An 18,511-nucleotide genomic window follows, 5' to 3' on the forward strand; every position below is an offset into this window, starting at 1 on the left:
GCTGCCTCGTGCTGGTCTTGTTTTATTTTCAAGGTGATATTTGACTTCAATAATGTCACTGCACCCTTGCCTCCATATGTAAATTAAAGGCCCTAACCTAACGGTCAGGGCCCTTCTTCTATCTAAAGTTCAAAATCAAAACTCCCCTCTTCACTCCATTCAAACGGACCGGGCGTGACATCTGCATCAGGTCTCTTGGTTCCGAAGAAGTCGGAGTCGAAACGATAAGGAGTGCCGTCCGGCTCCTCGTACTTCATCTCGGCGTGATATGTCTTGCCCAGCAGATCGGTGGTCACCAATAGGGCAGAGGCTCCTCGAAGCCATTCGGGCGCATGGACCTGAATTTGCACTTTGCCTTGCGCAGGATGAACCTGAACGGTGATGCCTTTCTGCGTATCCATTTTCGCATGGGGCTCATGACTGCCTGGAACCGCATGGTTAAGATATACATTTCCGCCCATCGCCACTGGAAGAACGGCATTTCCGATAAAGAAATCCTTTGCGGCATCGCCAAGCGCAGCAAGTTCCTCTTTGGTGTATTCCCACCACTTCTTATCTTTGGCATCCGGATGGTTGTTGTAGCCTCCCAGGCCCACAGGATGCAGATAGCAGATGGAATCGTCCGGAACCCCATCCATGATCGTCTTCCCGTTCTCTCCCACTTCATCCCTTGGTTTAAGCGGAAGATGCTCGAAAAAGGTAATGGGAACCGGCTCCTGATTCGCACCCTCATCCCCCAAAAAGATATTGTTATAGTACCTGTCATCGCCTCCGGTGATATTGGAGTACCCTGCCATTGCGGTCTCGTGAGGGAAGTGATAAGGCGTCGTACGGGTAATCTCGGAACGAACGACAAATCGGCCTGCAAACAAATTATGGACAAATGCGCCGCCTTGCGCCATATTTCGGAAGTTCATAGGAGAGAGGAACAGATTATGATCCGCCATATACGGACCATGGCAGACCTCAACGAACAAGTCTTCAGATAGGTTGTCAAAAAATACATTGCGGCTGATGCGGGTGCCCTGTGCCTGCCAGTCAAGCCAAAGTCCCCGGTAACAGCTATAGATGATATTTTCGCTAATTTGGGTATCCAGGGAAGCATGCAGTTTGATTCCGGCGACTTCGGCACCGTGTCTGAGCCGTTTGTGGTGAATATTGTAAATGCGGTTCTGATAAATGCGGCTGAAGGCGGCCCCCATATGACCCACGATACCCGCCTGTTCGCAATCATGAATCACATTACCGCGAACGATGTGACTGCCGATGCGATCCTTATGCCAACCGGAGTGTAATGCCCGTAAAATAACCTCCTGCTCGCGTTGCGTACCGCCTTTAATATGCTTCCCGGAAGACTTAGCGTGACCTGTACCGATTGCGGTACCCAGGCTGATCCCCACGCATTTGGATTCACTGATGATGTTGTTTTCAATAATCCAACCCTTGCTCCAATGAGGTCCGATCAAACCTTCCTGGTAGTCCGTAGGCGGCGCCCACCCCGGAGAGGCCTGGCGAAGCGTGAATCCGCTTACAGTTATGTAGTTAAGTCCGGGTTTCTCAGGCCAGAAGCAATAAGGACGGACATTGATTTCTACATTTTCCTTACGGGGATCTCTCCCGCCAAAATTGGCCCAGATCTTGGTTGTGGCAGACCCAACTTCGGCATACCACGTTAACAGGGAGTCTTTGGGATATTTGGCTTCGGGCCAAACCTCGGGCTGGTGAACCTTCTCGACACGATCGCATTCATACAGAGATTTGCCATCCAAATAGACATCCCCGAGATGGACCGGGAAGGGCCCGTCAAACACCCAGTCTCCACGGAGCTCTTCTTCAAAGGGATTACGAACGGAAAACAGGGAGTTAGGGACTTCGGTACTCCAAGCATGGCCCCCCTCCGACTTCCAGTCCGTAATCCGTTCAGCTCCTGTAATGACGACTTCCCCGTCGCCTGCGGATCGATAGAGGATTCGATGCTCCTCTGTCCCTCCATGAGCCGGGTTCACCCATTCCCTGTATACCCCGGCATGGACGATAACCGTATCCCCAGCCAGGGCAAGAGCTGCAGCGCGTGATATCGTACGAAAGGGTTGATCGATTGTTCCATTTGCCTGATCACTCCCATGTATGGATACATGGTATTCCATAAGAATCTCCTTCTTCCCGCCTATCGAATGTCGCCGGTTCAAACGGCTATAATTATTTTACAAATGATGGCCGGAATGGTCAAAAGGTGTCCCCAAACTCATACCTCACCTGCGTCATCTCCTCCGAAACCGCCCACAACCGCCGCGCGGCGGCTTCGTCATGGGAGCGCGGGCTCGATTCGACCTTCTTGGGGAAGCCGCGCAGTTCGAGAAGGCTTGGCCCAAAGTAGTCTCCGCCGCGGACGTCTGGTGCGGTCGCTGCGTAAAGGGTGGGCAAGACGCCCATTTTCGGAGGCTGCGCGAACATCGGGTTGAGGCGTCGCATGAAGTTGGAATGCCGCAGCGCATTGGTTGCGGACCAGCCCGGATGTGCCGCTACGGCCAGCGTGGATTGGCCTGCGGCTACAAGCCGACGCTGCAGCTCATAGGTGAACAACAGATTCGCCAGCTTGCTCTGAGCATAGCCGAGCGCGGGCTTGTAGTTCCGTTCCAGGTTCAGGTCATCAAAGTGGATGACTCCCGACCGATGCGAAATACTGCTTACGGTTACAATGCGTGCGCCCGGCGTGGCATCCAGCAGATCCAGCAGTAAACCGGTCAGCGCAAAATGCCCCAGGTGGTTGGTGCCGAATTGCTGCTCGAAGCCCTGCGCGGTTTTCCCATAAGGGGGATGCGCTACGCCGGCGTTGTTAATCAGGAGATCCAGCCGCGGGTAGTTCTGGCGAAAGGCCGCCGCAAAAGCGCGGACGGAGGCCAGATCGCCCAGATCGAGCGCCATCACTACGACTTGGCCTGACGGCTTAAGCGCCCTGATCCGGTCAGCGGCCAGGTTGGCATTGGCGATACTGCGGCAGGCCATAATGACCGTCGCCCCTTTGCTGGCTAGCGCCCGCGCCGCTTCCCAGCCAATCCCGCTGTTGGCTCCGGTTACGATCGCCATGCGTCCCGTCTGATCCGGGATGTCGTCTTCTGTCCAGGATGTTGTCATATATGGGTTCGTCCTTCCTTTAGATCTGAGAGCCGCCTCCATCCACAGGAATTTCGGCTCCGGTGGTGTAAGTCGCATCGAATGCAAGGAATGCGACAGTCTTGGCTACTTCGATCGGTTCACCGAATCGCAGCATGGGGATCTGCTGTTCCATCTGCGCCTTGGTCTGCTCAGCCGCTTCCTTCGGCATCGATTTATCCATAATGCCGGTGTCGATCGGGCCGGGGCTAACCGCGTTGACGCGAATCTTCCGCGGCAGCAGCTCGCGGGCCAGACTGCGGGTCATCGAGCGCAGCGCGGCTTTACTGGCCCCATAAGCACTAAGCATCGGGATCCCCACGGTGTTCGCGATCGAGGTCGTGAGTACCACGCCGCTTCCTTCGTTGAGCAACGGGGTCAGCTTTTGCACGGTAAAGTACGGACCTTTGGCGTTGATCGCCAGCAACTCGTCGTACATTTCCTCGGTCGTCAATTCGAAGGGAACAAAGCCCGTGATGCCGGCATTGACGAACAAGGCGTCAATCGTTCCGAACTCGGCCTTGACCCGGTCGGCCAATTCATCGATCGCCGTTAACGACGCGGTGTCGCTGAGCACGGCAACCGCGTTGCTGCCCAGTTGTTCACGCGCGGAGTCCAGCTTCGACTGGGTACGCCCGGTGATCAGGACGCTTGCGCCTTCATCCGCCAGCAGTTTCGCTGTCGTAAGGCCGAGCCCGCTGCTTCCTCCCGTAATTACGATTTTTTTGCCTGCATATTTATTTCCTCGATTGTAGTCCATTCTCCTCTTCCTCCCCTGGTTAAGTCGATATTCGGCTTTCATAGACATCTTGTCTGTGCTAATCTTATCTAAGCGAATGGGGTCCTACAACCAATAAACCGGCGATTTTGTGGGTTATCCAACACACGCCCTGATTTGTTGGTTTTCTATCCTGAGAGAGAGGAGAGGCTTAACATGCTCACCAACCCCGACGATCCCCGTGTGAAAAGAACGCGTCAGCTTTTGATGCAAGCTTTTATGGAATTGCTGGAGCAGAAGAAGAACGTCTCTTCGATTACCATACAAGATATTACGGCATACGCGACGGTCAATCGCTCGACGTTTTATGCGCATTTTGAAGATAAATTCACATTTCTCGAAAGCTGGATGAGGGAGAAGTTCCTGGAGAAGCTGGAGGATGAGCTGCCGAATGCGGTTTTATCCGATACCGGGAGCTTGCGGACGCTGATTTTGATCGTTTTCGATTTCCTCTACTGTACGCGTCCGTATTTGTCTTTGGCGGATCGTCAGTATGAGACCTTGTTTGAACTCGTGATGCAAAAGGAACTCTATGACCTCTTATTTGCCTGGTTAAGCGAACAAGCGGAGCCCTCCGTTTCACGCAAAACGGTGGAGACGACCGCCCTGATCGCGAGCTGGGGCATCTTTGGATCGGCCATGGAGTGGAGCAGGGATCCCCAGGGATCAGCGGAAGACATGGTGAAAGACGTTCTGGTGGTCGTTGCTGCGGGGTTAGCCCCTGTCACGGGATAATAGTTAATCGATACCAGTGGGGGAAATATGTCTCACTTGAGATCATTGATAAGATCTGTTCCGCATTAAATTGTCAGCCGGGAGATTTGTTGGAGCATATTCCTAGCAACAAGGAATGAAAGCAATTATGCTTATCTGGACAAGAGTTTGGAAATATTGCATGCTTCAGGAGAGACCGTCCGCATGACCAGGCAGGAGTTGTGCAAAAAGTACGAGGAAGAGAGAAGAGTGAAACATGACTGGAAGAAATGACCCTTGCCCTTGTGGAAGTGGAAAAAAGTACAAGCAGTGCTGTTTGGTGAAGCAATCGGAAGATCAGGCGGGACAGGTGAAGTCGCGGCAGTTTTTCGAGCGGAAATTTCAATTGACCGAAGATATGAGTACTTTTCTGGCCCAGAAGAGTGGCGGGGAGTGGACATGGGATCGTCAGAAATATAAACTTTTCGATTCATCAATAGGTTCTTATAGAGAAGGATTCGGCAACATGTGGTCATTCTTCTTTCACAAGTATGATAACGGGTTGCGCGGAATTGAATGGTTTCTGGAAGAGAAGGGCAAGAAGTATAGCCCGGAGGACCGGGAGATGCTTGAAAAATGGAAAGCAATGAAAGTTTCGTGCTTTCAGATGGTCGACCTGTTTGAGCAAGGTACAGTTATCGAGGACATCTGGTCCGGTGAACGGTATCGCATGCCTTACTGCGAAACGATGGACAAACTCCCTCCTTGGTCTATAGCTGTCGGAATGATTGAGCCGTACGTTAAGGATTGGTGTATCCACGGGGCCATGATGTGGGGCCATCCGGATATTAAAGCGGAGGTAATGTCTTGGGTCCGGCGAATGCAAGAGAAAATGATACAGGCTTACGGACGGAGGCCGTCACCTGCTGAACTAATAGCCGACAACTATCCGGAGATCATCAATATGAACCACAGGCTTAATAGCGAGCTTCAAATACCCATCAAGAGTCCAGAGGATCCGGATACGAAGGAGCAAATTTTTGTAACGCATAAGTATACTTGTGAGGATCCCGAGCTGTTGGAGGATATGTTATTGGACAATGAGGATGAATTTATTCTGTCGCCCGGGACGGATCCCGAAGCAGGGATAATCGTGATAAGCCGGGCAGAAAAGCTGGACAGTATATTCGACAAAATCCCGGCGGATCGTAGAGAACGGCTTGGCTTGGATGAGATTGAAATTTCGCTTGACCTGGGCAATATTGTGATCGAAGGCCAAGAGGTAACGGCTTCTGGATGGTGGGGAGTGGAGCTCGAATCCATGCTCGAACTGTTGGAATCGAAGATGGCTCCAACCATCGGTCTGAACAAGGTTGATGAACGAAGAGAGTCTCATCAAGTACCTAAAGGGATCATTTCAAAAGGGTACAATATCATAACAGATAAGAACCTCACCGAACAAGAGGTTAGTGCATATGGCAGTTTACCCCAATGGATACAATGGTTTTACGATGAACAGGATAAATTCCCCGAGGAGAGCGCCGAAGTGCTCGTAAGAAGAAGAGAGTATGAGCAATACCGAATCAATCCGAAAATACAGAATTTGAACCTCCTGCGCATAGCGCTGGGATTGCCCGAGAGTCCATTTGTGGTGTGATGAATCTGATATAGAAGCACGATCTTCCGTTGATTTTTTAGAAAGAATACTGTTGCACCTAATTGTTATTTAATGGATTAGGCGCAACAGTATTCTTTGTCTTTTACACGACGAATTACATGAAGAATCGCTTGACTTGTTTACGACTATAAAATAACATACGTAATATAACATATGTTATTTATTGTGAGGAGGGAACTCTCATGCCCCCGAAACCGAAGGTCACGCGGGAGATCATATTGGAGGCGGCGCTGGAGCTGCTCCGTGAAGAGGGGATGGATGCCGTCAATGCGCGAAACGTCGCGAAGAGGCTGGGCACCTCCACGCAGCCGATCTTTAGCCATTTTGCTTCGATGGAGGAATTGCGGGAAGCGCTCTATACTTATGCCGAGCATCTATACAACTCGGTGATGCTGGCGGCGATGCAGGGCGGCGAGAACGGCTTCCTGGAGATGGGGCTTGCTTATATTCGGTTTGCACGGACGGAGAAGAAGCTTTTCCAGCTTCTATTTATGTCAAACCGGCTGCAGCAGGAGAAGGTGGCTGATATTGCCGGCTCCGCCGAAGAAGACGACCAGGTGATCGCGATGATCGGGAGCATGACCGGACTTTCGCCCGATCTATCGCGCAAATTATTCGCCGGGATCTGGTATACGACGCACGGGATCGCCTCTTTGGTCGCAACGAATAGCAGCACGATGGACGACGCGGAAGCACGAGATGTATTAGTCAACGTATTTACAGGCTTGCTGGTTGTATTCAAAAAAGAAGGCGAGGAGCTATAACCATGTCCGAGAATTTTATCCTCAAACATCCTTACATCGCCGCCGTTATCGCGGCCCTGATTTGCACTTTTCTCACCGCTGTCGGCTCCGCAGCGGCTCAAGTCGCCGAATTGGCGGAAGTCCCGGCTTATCTCGTCATGTCGGGGGCTGTGATCTTATCCCTATTGGTGGGCCTGTGGTTGCTGCGGCGTTCGCGGATTTCGGCCGAAGCGGTCGGCTTTCGCCGCCCTGCCTCCGGCAGCGTACGCTCCATTTGGCTAGGCGTTCCGTTGCTGCTTCTAGAGATCATTCCGCTCGTAGTCTATGGTTCCGATGCGTTTACCCGTCCGAGAGCTGAATACGCCGTACTGGCTCTGTTCACCGTGGTGGTTGGCTTTAACGAAGAGCTTTATTTTCGAGGGCTGGGCTTCTCCTTCCTATTGCGAAGAAGCCGGAAACAGGCCGTGATTGGCTCGTCCATCATCTTTGGCGTGCTGCATGCCGCCAACGCCTTGAGCGGAACGAACCCTAGCGAGGTGCTGCTGCAAATCGCGTTTGCTTTTCTGGCCGGACTTATGCTGGCACTCATCGTCAGTATCACCCGCAGCCTTTGGATCGGCATCGTATGGCATGCGGTCCATAATTTCCTCTCCTTCAGCACGGAGATGGTCTTCGATCAAACGGCATTGGTCCTGGTTTCGGTCCAGGTATTGATTTTGTTGATCTTCACGGTTGGGTTATGGAAACGCGGAACGGCAGCGGCCTGAACGGAACATCCCACCCTAGCCTTAAGTCTAGCATTCAAACACCACCTAAGACGGTTATATCCCGCCAATACGGTAGTTATAATGGGGTTATGAACTTAGCGCGTGACTGATGAAGTTAAAGGAGTGTTTGAAGTGAAGGCAGCAGAAACGACGAATGTGGCGAGAGCGGGGAAGGTGAATTGGGTGCTGTTTAATCCCAAAACCTACGCAACGATTCTCTATTTATTGTTATCTCTCCCGTTGGGGATCATCTATTTGGTGCTAGCGATCACGGGGCTTGCCCTATCCATTGTGTTGACTCCGGTATTTATCGGGATCCCGCTGTTTTTTGGAATGGCCAAGCTAGTGAATGGGATTGTCAGTTTCGAGCAAAGTCTGATTCGGCATATTTTGGGGTTGCCGGTTCCGCCCGCTACGGTTCCGAACCCTGCTCAAGCAGAGGACGGCCAGAATTGGTTCAAGCGCATGGTGAAGGGATTTGACGGGGAACTCTTCTTCCGAAATCTGATGCTCGTCGTCCTTCGATGTGTCACCGGCATCGTTTTCTTCGCGGTGATGGTCACGGCCCTTGCGTTAGGGCTTGGATTTATGGCGCTTCCTGTCGTGCATATCATTCTGATGAATGAATTGAAGCTGGATATTTTGGAAAATACCCTGTTTACTTACTTTCATATCGACTGGACCTATAATCAGCAGTATCTGTTATACGTTGGCGTTGGTCTGTTCCTGTTCTGGGTCGCGCTTCGCGTCGTCAATGGACTCATGCAGGTTCAGCGCCGAATCATGTATGTGGACGAGGCCTACCTGCAGCCGACACCGGAGCCGGTCCCGGCTCCGGCCCAATTCCATGCGCCCGTCCCGCCGCAATATGAGGAGTACCCGGGCGAACAGCCTGCGCAGGAGAAGTTGTGGCTCGCTTAAAGAGCGCTTTAGAAGCTGGCATAAGAATCAGCAGATCGGTAAAATCGCATAACTCCAATGAGTTCTGTCGCTCTGACAGAACTCATTTTTCGATTGCACGCTGCAATATGACCGAATTTACGAAGATAACTCTTCTTCATCGGCTGCCTCAACAACCCCGTACCGCTCCAAAGCCTTCGTCGAGGCTTCAAGCATTCTTCGTTTCAAATAGTCCCCCTCGATCACCCGGACCCGTTTTCCAAGAAAACGAATCTTCGAGAGCAAATATTCCTGCTCATCTCCAGGCAGGGATACTTTGACCCGGTAGGTGTCGGCCGCCGGGTCGTACTCCACCTTCTTTTCGAAGCTGGAGAAGGCGTACAGAATGCGGGACAACTCTTCGTTATACTCACGAATAATTTCTATAACGACTTCGGTTTTACGGGTATCGATGGTTCTTTCGATGATCTTCAGGAGGGCTTCCGCTGTCGCTAGCTCCATAGGTTCTGACGCGGCCGAACGGATCTTCTCCAGCCGGGTGCTCATTAAGGCGTGATGCCGGGTGTGATACCAGAGCAAATACCATTCCCGCTTGACCATGGAGTATTCCAGCTTGTAAGGGAAACCTGATTGATCTTTATGCACACGTCCGCCCTTGACCTCGTAAGTTAGCCGGATACCGGATTGGTTCATGATGAGGCGGCGCAATGGCCGCAGGAGCGGGTGGTAAACCCGCTTTTCCCTCGTACGGGCTTTCTCGATCAAGTGGGGGGAAATATCCATCACCGGATCCGGCTCGAGGACGGAGCGCAACCGGTTTAAGGTAGCTTCCGTGAAAGCATCGGATGCCGCGGGGTGTTGAAGCATCGTCTTCAGCCATGTCCGTTCGTGCGAGGTGACCGTGAACGTACCCGAATCTTCCAACCGGGAGATGATCTGGTGATTGAATATTTTCTCAAACAGATTCATAGTAAGCCTGGATCTCCTTCCATTCGGCAATCATTTCCCGGCGAAGCGAAGCGGGCTCCAGAACCTCGCAACTGGAACCGAAGCTTCGCAGCCATGGCTTGATTTCGGTCGTCCCGTTTACCGTGATCTCGTAAATAAAGGCGTGCTCTTCTTCGGCCACGATTTGACCCCACTGGCCCTGCAGCATGACGCGCTCCTTCACAAAGTTCGGTTCCGCCCCCTCCGGGTTATAGAATCGCGCACGCACCCTGACGGGCCGGCCGGTATCGATCAGCCAGCTGTATCGTATTTTCTCGGCGAGCTCGGTTTCCTTTTCCTCAAACCAACCCTCATCAACGGATTCGTCTTCTTCAATTTGCGTGATTCCTTCCATCCGGTATTTCCGAATCCCTTCCCGGCCGTGGGACAGCAGATACCATCTTCCATATTGATGATCATAAACCATTTTGAGCGGAAGCGTCCTGTGGGCTTTGCCCCCGGGATCCCGTTCAAACCGCGGATTGGTGTTTTTGGAGGAGTAGCTCTTTTCGGACTTTGGCGAGAAGTACAGAAACCGGACTTTCCGGCGATGACGTATCGCGTGAAGCAGCGTGAACAGATGAGCCTCGTCCAAAATCCGCGAGTAATAGTGATATTTATATAAAAAGGGTTCCACCGCATGCGGCTCCAATGGACGGCGCAGCAGATGTTTTTTGATTCCATCCCGGAGCAGGTAGCCTTGGACGGAAGGAACCTGCGTGTTGGCCATCACGTCCACAAAATCATACAAATCGATGAGTTCATCATCCGATAGGCATCGAATCAAGTCGTTGTGGATGCGATACCGATAGGGGCGAGGCCCCGGTTCCCGTCGAATGACTCCGACCTCCTCCAAGTACTTGAGATCCGAGCGGATGGTCTTCTCGTCGGGCATAGGAAGATCGGAAGATTGATGGCCGCAGCACATATCCAAGAGCTCCATCGCCGTCCAAGCTTGGTCGTTCATCGCAGCTAACAGAAGCGAGATTCTTTGACCTTCGGACTCCTTGACGGATTTGGCGCGAAACAGAAATAGGAGCAGGGGATCGGCGGATTCATAGTAATTATAGCGTAGGGCTTCGGACCATTCCTTGCTCTGTGCCTGCGGCAGGTGAGGGTGTAAAGAGCTTGCGACCTCTTTGAGCCGCCGGATCGTCTTATCGAAGGTATGGACGGAAATGCCAAGCCGCTCTGCGAACTGCTGCCGGTTGAAAGCGCCGCTGGTCAGCACCAGCATCCGTAGAAATTGAATCTCTTTGTCAAAGCTTTCTTTAGCCAAAGGAATCCCCCCGTTCCAAGAGACATCTTCTTTCATTGTAGCAGGGGAAAGATGAGGGTGAAATGGAAAACTTTATACCGGGTCGTAATACTTTCGCCATGTTCGTTTCGACTCCGATGAGCGATGATAGTACCGGTACTCCTCGAACGATCGTAACGAGGCGAGGATCTCATTTCATCCCGCAGTGCCGGGCCTGTCAGGTTCCGGTATCCTGTACGATCGGCTCGGAAGATACCGCTATTTGGGGTTCGATTCCCCAATCGCCTAGGGCGCGATTCTTGGCAGAACACTCGACGGTTAATCGAGCGAAAAGTTTAAATCAAAGACCGATGGAAAGGATCCCGGCGGCTAGTTTGAGCGCACTGCAGCGAGGCCATGCAATCCGTGGATACCGAGGAGCGGAACTCCGGGAGCTTTTGTCGGATGGAAGAGGAAGAAGGTCGGCGGAATCGGGGCCGCCTTTCTGAATCCAATGTCCGGCAAAAATTACGGGAAGACCGCTTATCTTAAACGAGATTCCGCCAAACCTGCAGTGGGATTCTTCATCCAAAGGTCGAATACTAAGGAGGCAACGAAAATGTTGAAGCAAGTAACGATTCAAGCGGACCAGCGCGGTTTGCTTTTCCATAAAGGAAGTTATGTGAGAAAGCTCAATCCGGGGACCTATCGGTTCGCAGCTTGGTCGCCAAGCACCGTCGTCGTGTTGAATATCGCGAAACCGTTCGTCGTGGAGGGGAAAGAGCTGCAGCTGTTTCTTCAAGATGAGAACCTGGTGCGGGAGCTCGATCTCGTACGGGTACTGGACCATGAGTACGTGCTGCATTACGAGGACGGTCAATTCGTGCAACTGCTGATGCCGGGCACCTATGCCTACTGGAACATTCTGAAAACACATACGTTTTTGCACACGGATATCCGTAACCCGGAGCTGCCTGCGGAGATCGACCGTTCGATCCTGCCGAAACTGTCCGCTTATGTGCAAACTTACGAAATCGCCAGCTACGAGTCCGGATTTTTGTTCTTCGATCAGGTGTTGCAAAGGGAGCTGGCTCCCGGGAAGTACTCCTTCTGGAAGGGGCCCGTGTCGGTGATGGTCAAGACGGTTGACCGCAGACAGCAGCAAGTGGATCTCATCGGCCAAGAAATTATGACGGAAGACAAGGTCACGCTGCGCTTGAACTTCGTCTGCCAATACAAAATCGTCAATCCTTTGCGAAGCTTGGAAATGAAATCGTTCGACGAGCAGATTCACATCCAGCTCCAACTGATGCTTCGGGAATATGTCGGAACACTTAAATTGGACGATCTTTTGAAACGGAAAGAGGATGTTGCCTCATTCGTTCTGTCCCGTTTACGCGAGAAGGGGGAAGAGTTCGGGGTGCAGTTCCTGAGTGCGGGAGTTAAGGATGTGATTTTGCCGGGCGAAATGAAAGAGATCCTGAACACCGTCCTGCTGGCGGAGAAGAAAGCGCAGGCAAATCTCATCACCCGCCGGGAGGAAACGGCCTCGACCCGGAGTTTGCTGAACACCGCCAAGCTGATGGATGAGAACCAGACGTTGTTCCGTCTGAAGGAGCTGGAATTCCTCGAGAAGATCTGCGAGAAGATCGGTTCCATCTCTTTAACGGGCGGCGGGGACCTGTTGGAACGGTTAACCTCACTCATTGGCGAGAAGAAGGCGGCAAGTAAATAAGGAATATCGAATCGCCTGTGGGCGTTGACCACAGGCGATTTCAGGGAGGGGGAAAATGTCATGACGGATGTTAGGCAACAAGTATTAAAGGAATTAAGGAGAATCGAAAAGGAAGAGAACGTACGGATCCTGTATGCTTGCGAATCGGGCAGCCGCGCATGGGGCTTCCCGTCTAAGGACAGCGACTACGACGTCCGGTTTATCTATGTCAGACCGGTGGATTGGTATTTATCCATCTTTGAAAAGCGGGATGTGATCGAACGTCCGATCAGCGACATGCTTGACATCAATGGCTGGGACTTGAGGAAAGCCTTGAATTTGTTCCGCAAGTCGAATCCGCCGCTGCTGGAATGGCTGGAATCTCCGATCGTCTACAGGGAGGAGCATGGGATTGCTGAACAGATTCGCCGATTCTCTGCATTCACTTTTTCACCTAAGACTTGTATACATCACTATTTGCACATGGCCAAGGGAAACTATCGGGAGTACCTGCTGGGAGAGCAAGTCAAGATCAAGAAATACTTCTATGTTCTTCGCCCTGTCTTGGCATGCGAGTGGATCGAGAAGCATAACACAATGCCGCCTATCGCGTTCGATCAGCTTGTCGATCAACTTGTCCCGAAGGGAACCGGGCTAAGAGAAGTCGTCGAGGGGTTGTTGGTTCGAAAAAGAGCCGGCGAGGAAATGGACTATGAACCTAGGATCAATCCGATAAATGATTTTTTAGATCAAAGAATTAAGTATTATGAGCAGATTGCGGCAGGGATGAAAACGGCCGAAGGGGCCCAAGGCCGGCAGCTTGATGATTTGTTCCGTTCCGTTCTAAGGGAGGTATGGGGAAAAGGCGATAAAAACGATGACTCTGTTCTTCCCTAAAGCGGAACGGCTCCTTTGAACCCGACCGTTCTCTCCTTACAGTGCACCCATTCGCGTAACCACCGGAAAGTGCTGACCCGACACATCTGGGAAGACAGCAAAGAATGGGTACGAAACAACCGGCTGAGCCGTGACGGAAAACCGTTATACCGCAAACGAAAAGAAACGATTGAGCGAAGCTTCGCGGACGCCAAAGAGCTCCATGGGTTTCGCTATTGCCGTTTGCGCGGATGGGCTAACGTCACGGAACAAGCTTTGATGACAGCCGCCGTGCAGAACATGAAGAAGATAGCGATCCACCCGGATCGCCTGGAGAAGAGGGGATAATCCCCTTTTTGGGGTCTTTGAGCATACTGTGAATGAAAAAAAGAAACCCAACGCCTCAAAGACATGGGGTTTCTCGACAATCTGGAGCTGAACACGGCTTGCTGTGTTCAGCTCTTTCGCACAAATCTCTTTCGGGGAAGCCCCCTGGTTCTCTCTTAACTTGCGTTAATTCTCGGCCACCACTTGTTGGCCCGCGATGCGTCCGAAAGTAAAGATATCGGCAATGGCGTTTCCGCCCAAGCGGTTGGAGCCGTGAATGACTCCCGTAACCTCGCCGGCCGCGTACAGACCGGGAATGATGGCACCTTTGTCATTGAGTACGTGCGTTTTCTCGTCGATCACCAGTCCACCCATCGTATGGTGAACGGACGGAACGGCTTTTTGAATGTAGTAAGGGCCGTTCTCAAGCGATTTCAGCCCTGCCCGATGATGGAAATCAAGGTCATTCCCTGTTTTGGCGAATTCGTTGACTTTCTTCATTGTCGCTTTCAGCTCGGCAACATCAATCTTGAAGAAGTTGGCCGCGTCTTCAACCGTGTCAGCCTTGTAGAGCAAGCCTTGCTTGATCAATTGATCGTATTCGTCCTTATGGACTTCATGGGTTTTGCTGATATCGGCGATTTCCTGATTCCAGAATTGATAGGTATAGCCGCCGGTTTGGGCCAAAATGGCCTTGGAAATGACGTCGCGGCGCTCCAGCTCTTCAACGAAACGTTTCCCTTCCTGGTTGATCAGAATAGCGCCGTCGAAGCGGGAATCGGCGACAAGGGAGATTACGCCCGTTTCCGGATTGCAGATGGGGTAGGTTTGAATATTCTGCATGTTGGTCAACTTGGCGCCTATGGCTTCCGCCATGACGATCCCGTCTCCGGTTGAGCCCGGCGTATCCGTGGACATATATTTTTCATCCAATTCCGGATTGTACTTCTTGCGCATCTCCACGTTGGAACCAAACCCGCCGGTGGCAAGCACGACGCCTTTGTTCGCATGGAAGGTAATTTTGTCGCCGGATCCGGAGGTTGCAGTAACCCCTGTAACTTTCCCTTGGTCATTCGTCAGCAGCGATTCGGCCTTCATGTTGGTCTTGATCGTGATTTTGTCCGCGTCGGTCTTGGCTTTCAGCTTGGTGATCAATTCGGCGCCCGTATGACCGACCGGAATCAAAGCGCGCTTCCTGGAGTGTCCGCCGAATTGGAACAGGTTATCCGGCAGGAATTCAACTTTGATCTCGTCACGCAGCCACTCCGCGGAAGCGAGCGCGTTATCGGCCAGGATGCGCACCATTTCGGGCGAGCCAAGATGGTCCCCGCCCTTCAACGTGTCTTCATAGAACAAGTCCGCGGTATCGTCATCAATGCCAAGCGCGCGCTGAACCCAGTTATCGGGGGCGTTCATCTCCCCGCCGGAGATCAAGGTGTTGCCCCCGACAGTCGGCATTTTCTCCAAAAGAACAACGCTCGCTCCCGCCTGCTTGGCCTCAATCGCCGCACTGAATCCGGCGCCGCCCGCGCCGATCACGACAACATCGTAGGTTTGCTCAGCCTCTTCCTGGTTTTGTCCCGTGCTTGAAGCCGCCCCGGCAGCAGCCAGCGTAAGGCCGGACTTCGTGATCGCGTCCTGAATCGCCTCAAGATAGCCATTGCTGGTTACGGTCGAGCCGCTAATCGCATCGACTTCGGCGCTGTTCGCCGCTATCACAACCTCCTTAAGCTGTGTATATACAGGTTCGGCGAGCACTTCATTTTCCTTCTGCTCAACCACTTTGATATCCGTGATTTGGTTGTCCGCGAAAGTAACCTCGACCTTGATATCCCCGTGTTTTCCTTGACCGATCCCCTCCACGACCCTCGTTCCGCCAGCATCGGAGGTGACCGCATCTTTCTCTGCGCAAGCTGCCAGCATGAGCATGAGGCCGACAACCAACAGAATCGATACCAGCTGTTTGGTGTAAGTACGCATCGTCCCTTCCATTACCTCCTTCAAAAGATTCAGAATGCATCAGCCCATAAAAGGCCTGGACATGAATGGGCATTCATGTGAAAATATGCACAATGAATATTATAGAGTCGTCGGGACGTGATGTATTTGCACATTCCGGTCTTTTTTTATCTTATTCGGACGTTATGCAAAAAAAAGTTTTGGGGAGGCCTTGACCGCCGATGAATTCCATCCAAAGCAAGTCGGCGCTCTATGCGGGCGGCTGCTTTATATTATTGTTTATGGCGCTGCTCGTCGCGATTTACATGGAGATGAATCATACCGTCGTTCCTTTGAATAAAAGCTTAACCCAGCAGGTCGTCAATGCACGGAGCGATCAGATTAATTATTGGTTCAACCAGCGCATCGGCGAGATCGACATGCTCGCTTCCCTGGCTTCCGACCATGAATGGACGCGGGAAGAACTGCTTCGGGAAATTCGCAAGTTTGAAGCCAAAAAAGAGGAGGAATACGAGTCCATTCGCGTTGTTGACGACCAGGCCCGTTCGTGGTCGCTCCAGGACCGCCCCTTTTCGATCCTTGCCAGGCCGTATTACCGGAGCATGCTCGAAGCCAATGCCGATTATGTGGTGAGCGATCCGATTATTTCCAAAGCAAACGGCGCAGAGATTGTTGTCATTTTATATAAGGTCAATCCATCGGTAAACAAGGAGGTCGTCTATATTGCTGCCGCCGTTTCCATTGAGAAAGTGAAGGAGATTGCGCAGGATATTGCCCTGTACGACCGATCCGGACAGCTCATTGTCGATTCCCGGGTTCCGTCGAAGGGGAGCGCGGATGGCGCACAAACGATGCAAACTTCCGCAAAGGAAAAGCTCAGCTTGTTTGAAGCTCCGATTCAAAGTGTGCAGGGCTGGAAGCTGGTGCTTGAGGTGCCCGACTCGCAGCTGTCGCTGGCGGTCATGAAGACCCAGCGAACGGCATTGCTTGTAGGCGTTCTGGTCGGCGGCGTATTTATCGTTTTGCTTACCTTGCTTACCTCATCCATCATCCGGCCGATACGCTCCTTGGGCCTGGTGATGAAACGTGTACAGGAAGGCGATCAGAGTATTCGCGCCGAGGAGTCGCGCAAGGATGAAATCGGCGATCTGGGACGGAGCCTTAACGAAATGCTTGTTCAGTTGTATCGTGCGGAGCAGGAGAGGAAGGAGATGGAGCTCAAGCTTGTTTATGAGCGGATCAAGCCGCATTTTTTGTACAATACGCTGGACACGATTCAGTGGATGGCTCGGGATTACGGTGCGGACAATGTCGTGGAAATGGTTGAGGCGTTAAGCACTTATTTTCGGCTCGGTCTAAGTTCCGGAAGCCCCTATATTCCACTGGAGCAGGAATTTCATCATATTGAGAGCTATCTTCATATTCAATGCGTGCGCTATGAAGAGATTCTGGATTACGAGCTGCGCTATGACGCGGAGCTGCTGCGGTGCAAGGTGATCCGTTTTATGCTTCAACCGCTGGTGGAGAATGCGATTTATCATGGAATCAAGCCTTTGGGAGATCAAAAATACACGATATCGATCCTGGCCTATCATGAGGCACCGTATATCGTTATTCATGTCGTGAATAATGGAGCCCTGATTCCGGCGGAGAAGCTGGATCGGATCAACCGGGCGCTGCAAGAGGACAAGTACGACAGTTCCGCGACAGGCTTCGGGCTGTATAGCGTCAATCATCGGATCCGCCTGGCGTTTGGCGAAGCTTACGGACTTACGGTCTGCAGCGAAAAAGGGGTTACGAAGATGATTGTCAAAGTTCCGTTGGAAGGGGAGTGGAATGAAGATGTGGAAAATCATCATCGTTGATGACGAGAAGATCATTCGCCGGGGTCTAGGCCAATTTATCGAGGAGAGCCCTTATCCGTTTGAAGTCGTCGGAGAAGCCAAAAGTGCCGATGAAGCGCTGAAGCTGCTCGCGGAAGCTCCGCCGCATGTTTGCCTTGTCGACATCGGGATGCCCAATATGAATGGATTGGACATGATCGGTCTGATGAAAGAGCGGTACCCCTCGGTCACGGTCGTCATCATCAGCGGCTATGACAACTTTGATTATGCCCGTCAGGCCGTCCAGCTGCAAGCGTTCGATTATGTGTTAAAGCCGGTGCCGAAGAGCGATCTGAACAAGCTTCTTTCCCGCTTGGACGAGCATTTGCAGGTAAAGCACCCTGACGAATGGACCGCCGCCAAAGTAACGCAGGAGCGGAAGCCGTCCGACTTTACGGGAGCCGGAACGAAGCTCGTGAGTAAAGTTACGGAGTTCATTGAGGATCACTATCAGGATCCCGAATTGTCCATTGGCCGGCTCGCTTCCTTGTTCCACATGAATCCGACTTATCTTAGCAAGCGGATGAAACAGGAGATCGGCAAATCCTTTCAGGATTACGTTACGGAGCTAAGGATCGCGAAAGCGAAGGAAATCTTGACGGATGTCCATTCAAACATGAAGATCGGGGATTTGGCCGTCAAGGTAGGGTACAAGAATCAGTACTATTTTAGCCGAATTTTCAAAAGCAAAGTGGGGATTTGTCCACTCGAGTATAAGAAGTACCACACTGGGGACTCACCGGAGTAGGAAGTGGCGGTGCAATGTGCTTGGAGAAACATATACAACTAGCATATTATAAGTCATAATGAATATAT

15 protein-coding genes and 2 pseudogenes are annotated in these 18,511 nt (G+C 51.9%); 11 read left to right on the forward strand and 6 right to left on the reverse strand.

The window, feature by feature from the left end; all coding sequences use genetic code 11:
• Nucleotides 1-122: 122 nt before the first annotated feature.
• The 3 genes from ACZF99_RS01390 to ACZF99_RS01400 all read right to left on the reverse strand — a co-directional run bounded on the left by ACZF99_RS01390 (nt 123) and on the right by ACZF99_RS01400 (nt 3,913).
• Nucleotides 123-2,147 (reverse strand): DUF1565 domain-containing protein, encoded by a 2,025-nt coding sequence (locus ACZF99_RS01390; RefSeq protein ID WP_483608395.1) that lies wholly within the window; start codon nt 2,145-2,147, stop codon nt 123-125.
• A 79-nt stretch (nt 2,148-2,226) separates the two neighbouring features.
• Nucleotides 2,227-3,135, reverse strand: a complete 909-nt coding sequence (locus ACZF99_RS01395) for an oxidoreductase (RefSeq protein ID WP_483608397.1) — start codon at nt 3,133-3,135, stop codon at nt 2,227-2,229.
• Between the two features lie 19 nt (nt 3,136-3,154).
• Nucleotides 3,155-3,913 carry an SDR family oxidoreductase gene (locus ACZF99_RS01400; protein ID WP_483608399.1) on the reverse strand — a complete coding sequence of 253 codons (759 nt, stop codon included), beginning with the start codon at nt 3,911-3,913 and terminating at the stop codon, nt 3,155-3,157.
• Between the two features lie 174 nt (nt 3,914-4,087).
• On the opposite strand from ACZF99_RS01400, the gene ACZF99_RS01405 reads away from it, so the two are divergent.
• The 6 genes and pseudogenes from ACZF99_RS01405 (at nt 4,088) to ACZF99_RS01430 (ending at nt 8,733) form a co-directional block, all read left to right on the forward strand.
• The gene (locus ACZF99_RS01405) at nt 4,088-4,666 is read left to right on the forward strand and encodes a TetR/AcrR family transcriptional regulator (protein ID WP_483608401.1); all 579 of its coding nucleotides are present in this window, start codon (nt 4,088-4,090) and stop codon (nt 4,664-4,666) included.
• 23 nt (nt 4,667-4,689) lie between these two features.
• Nucleotides 4,690-4,785 (forward strand): annotated as a pseudogene (locus ACZF99_RS01410) (helix-turn-helix domain-containing protein); the annotation flags it as partial.
• A 116-nt stretch (nt 4,786-4,901) separates the two neighbouring features.
• Entirely contained in the window at nt 4,902-6,281 is a 1,380-nt protein-coding gene (locus ACZF99_RS01415) for a YecA family protein (RefSeq protein WP_483608403.1), read from the forward strand.
• Between the two features lie 203 nt (nt 6,282-6,484).
• Nucleotides 6,485-7,066 (forward strand): TetR/AcrR family transcriptional regulator, encoded by a 582-nt coding sequence (locus ACZF99_RS01420; RefSeq protein WP_483608405.1) that lies wholly within the window; start codon nt 6,485-6,487, stop codon nt 7,064-7,066.
• Between the two features lie 2 nt (nt 7,067-7,068).
• The gene (locus tag ACZF99_RS01425; RefSeq protein WP_483608407.1) at nt 7,069-7,812 is read left to right on the forward strand and encodes a lysostaphin resistance A-like protein; all 744 of its coding nucleotides are present in this window, start codon (nt 7,069-7,071) and stop codon (nt 7,810-7,812) included.
• 132 nt (nt 7,813-7,944) lie between these two features.
• Nucleotides 7,945-8,733 (forward strand): sensor domain-containing protein, encoded by a 789-nt coding sequence (locus ACZF99_RS01430; protein WP_483608409.1) that lies wholly within the window; start codon nt 7,945-7,947, stop codon nt 8,731-8,733.
• 117 nt (nt 8,734-8,850) lie between these two features.
• On the opposite strand, the gene ACZF99_RS01435 is transcribed toward ACZF99_RS01430, so the two are convergent.
• Nucleotides 8,851-9,681 (reverse strand): WYL domain-containing protein, encoded by an 831-nt coding sequence (locus ACZF99_RS01435; protein WP_483608411.1) that lies wholly within the window; start codon nt 9,679-9,681, stop codon nt 8,851-8,853.
• The gene (locus ACZF99_RS01440; protein WP_483608413.1) at nt 9,668-10,978 is read right to left on the reverse strand and encodes a helix-turn-helix transcriptional regulator; all 1,311 of its coding nucleotides are present in this window, start codon (nt 10,976-10,978) and stop codon (nt 9,668-9,670) included. Before ACZF99_RS01440 ends, ACZF99_RS01435 begins: the two co-directional genes overlap by 14 nt.
• A gap of 577 nt (nt 10,979-11,555) precedes the next feature.
• On the opposite strand from ACZF99_RS01440, the gene ACZF99_RS01445 reads away from it, so the two are divergent.
• The 3 genes and pseudogenes from ACZF99_RS01445 to ACZF99_RS01455 form a co-directional block, all read left to right on the forward strand.
• Complete coding sequence (locus ACZF99_RS01445; protein WP_483608415.1) at nt 11,556-12,671, forward strand: slipin family protein; 1,116 nt, start codon at nt 11,556-11,558, stop codon at nt 12,669-12,671.
• Between the two features lie 60 nt (nt 12,672-12,731).
• Nucleotides 12,732-13,547, forward strand: a complete 816-nt coding sequence (locus tag ACZF99_RS01450; RefSeq protein WP_483608417.1) for a nucleotidyltransferase domain-containing protein — start codon at nt 12,732-12,734, stop codon at nt 13,545-13,547.
• Nucleotides 13,548-13,586: 39 nt separating this feature from the next.
• Nucleotides 13,587-13,874 (forward strand): annotated as a pseudogene (locus ACZF99_RS01455) (transposase); the annotation flags it as partial.
• 165 nt (nt 13,875-14,039) lie between these two features.
• On the opposite strand, the gene ACZF99_RS01460 reads toward ACZF99_RS01455, so the two are convergent.
• Nucleotides 14,040-15,845: a flavocytochrome c gene (locus tag ACZF99_RS01460; protein WP_483608419.1), complete on the reverse strand. Its 1,806-nt coding sequence runs from the start codon at nt 15,843-15,845 to the stop codon at nt 14,040-14,042.
• Between the two features lie 188 nt (nt 15,846-16,033).
• Between ACZF99_RS01460 and ACZF99_RS01465 the strand changes: the two genes are divergently transcribed.
• Both ACZF99_RS01465 and ACZF99_RS01470 read left to right on the forward strand, forming a co-directional pair.
• The gene (locus tag ACZF99_RS01465) at nt 16,034-17,677 is read left to right on the forward strand and encodes a histidine kinase (RefSeq protein WP_483608421.1); all 1,644 of its coding nucleotides are present in this window, start codon (nt 16,034-16,036) and stop codon (nt 17,675-17,677) included.
• Nucleotides 17,649-18,443 carry a response regulator transcription factor gene (locus ACZF99_RS01470; RefSeq protein WP_483608423.1) on the forward strand — a complete coding sequence of 265 codons (795 nt, stop codon included), beginning with the start codon at nt 17,649-17,651 and terminating at the stop codon, nt 18,441-18,443. Before ACZF99_RS01465 ends, ACZF99_RS01470 begins: the two co-directional genes overlap by 29 nt.
• Nucleotides 18,444-18,511 lie beyond the last annotated feature (68 nt).

It is taken from the genome of Paenibacillus sp. JL3B1040 (assembly GCF_057063165.1).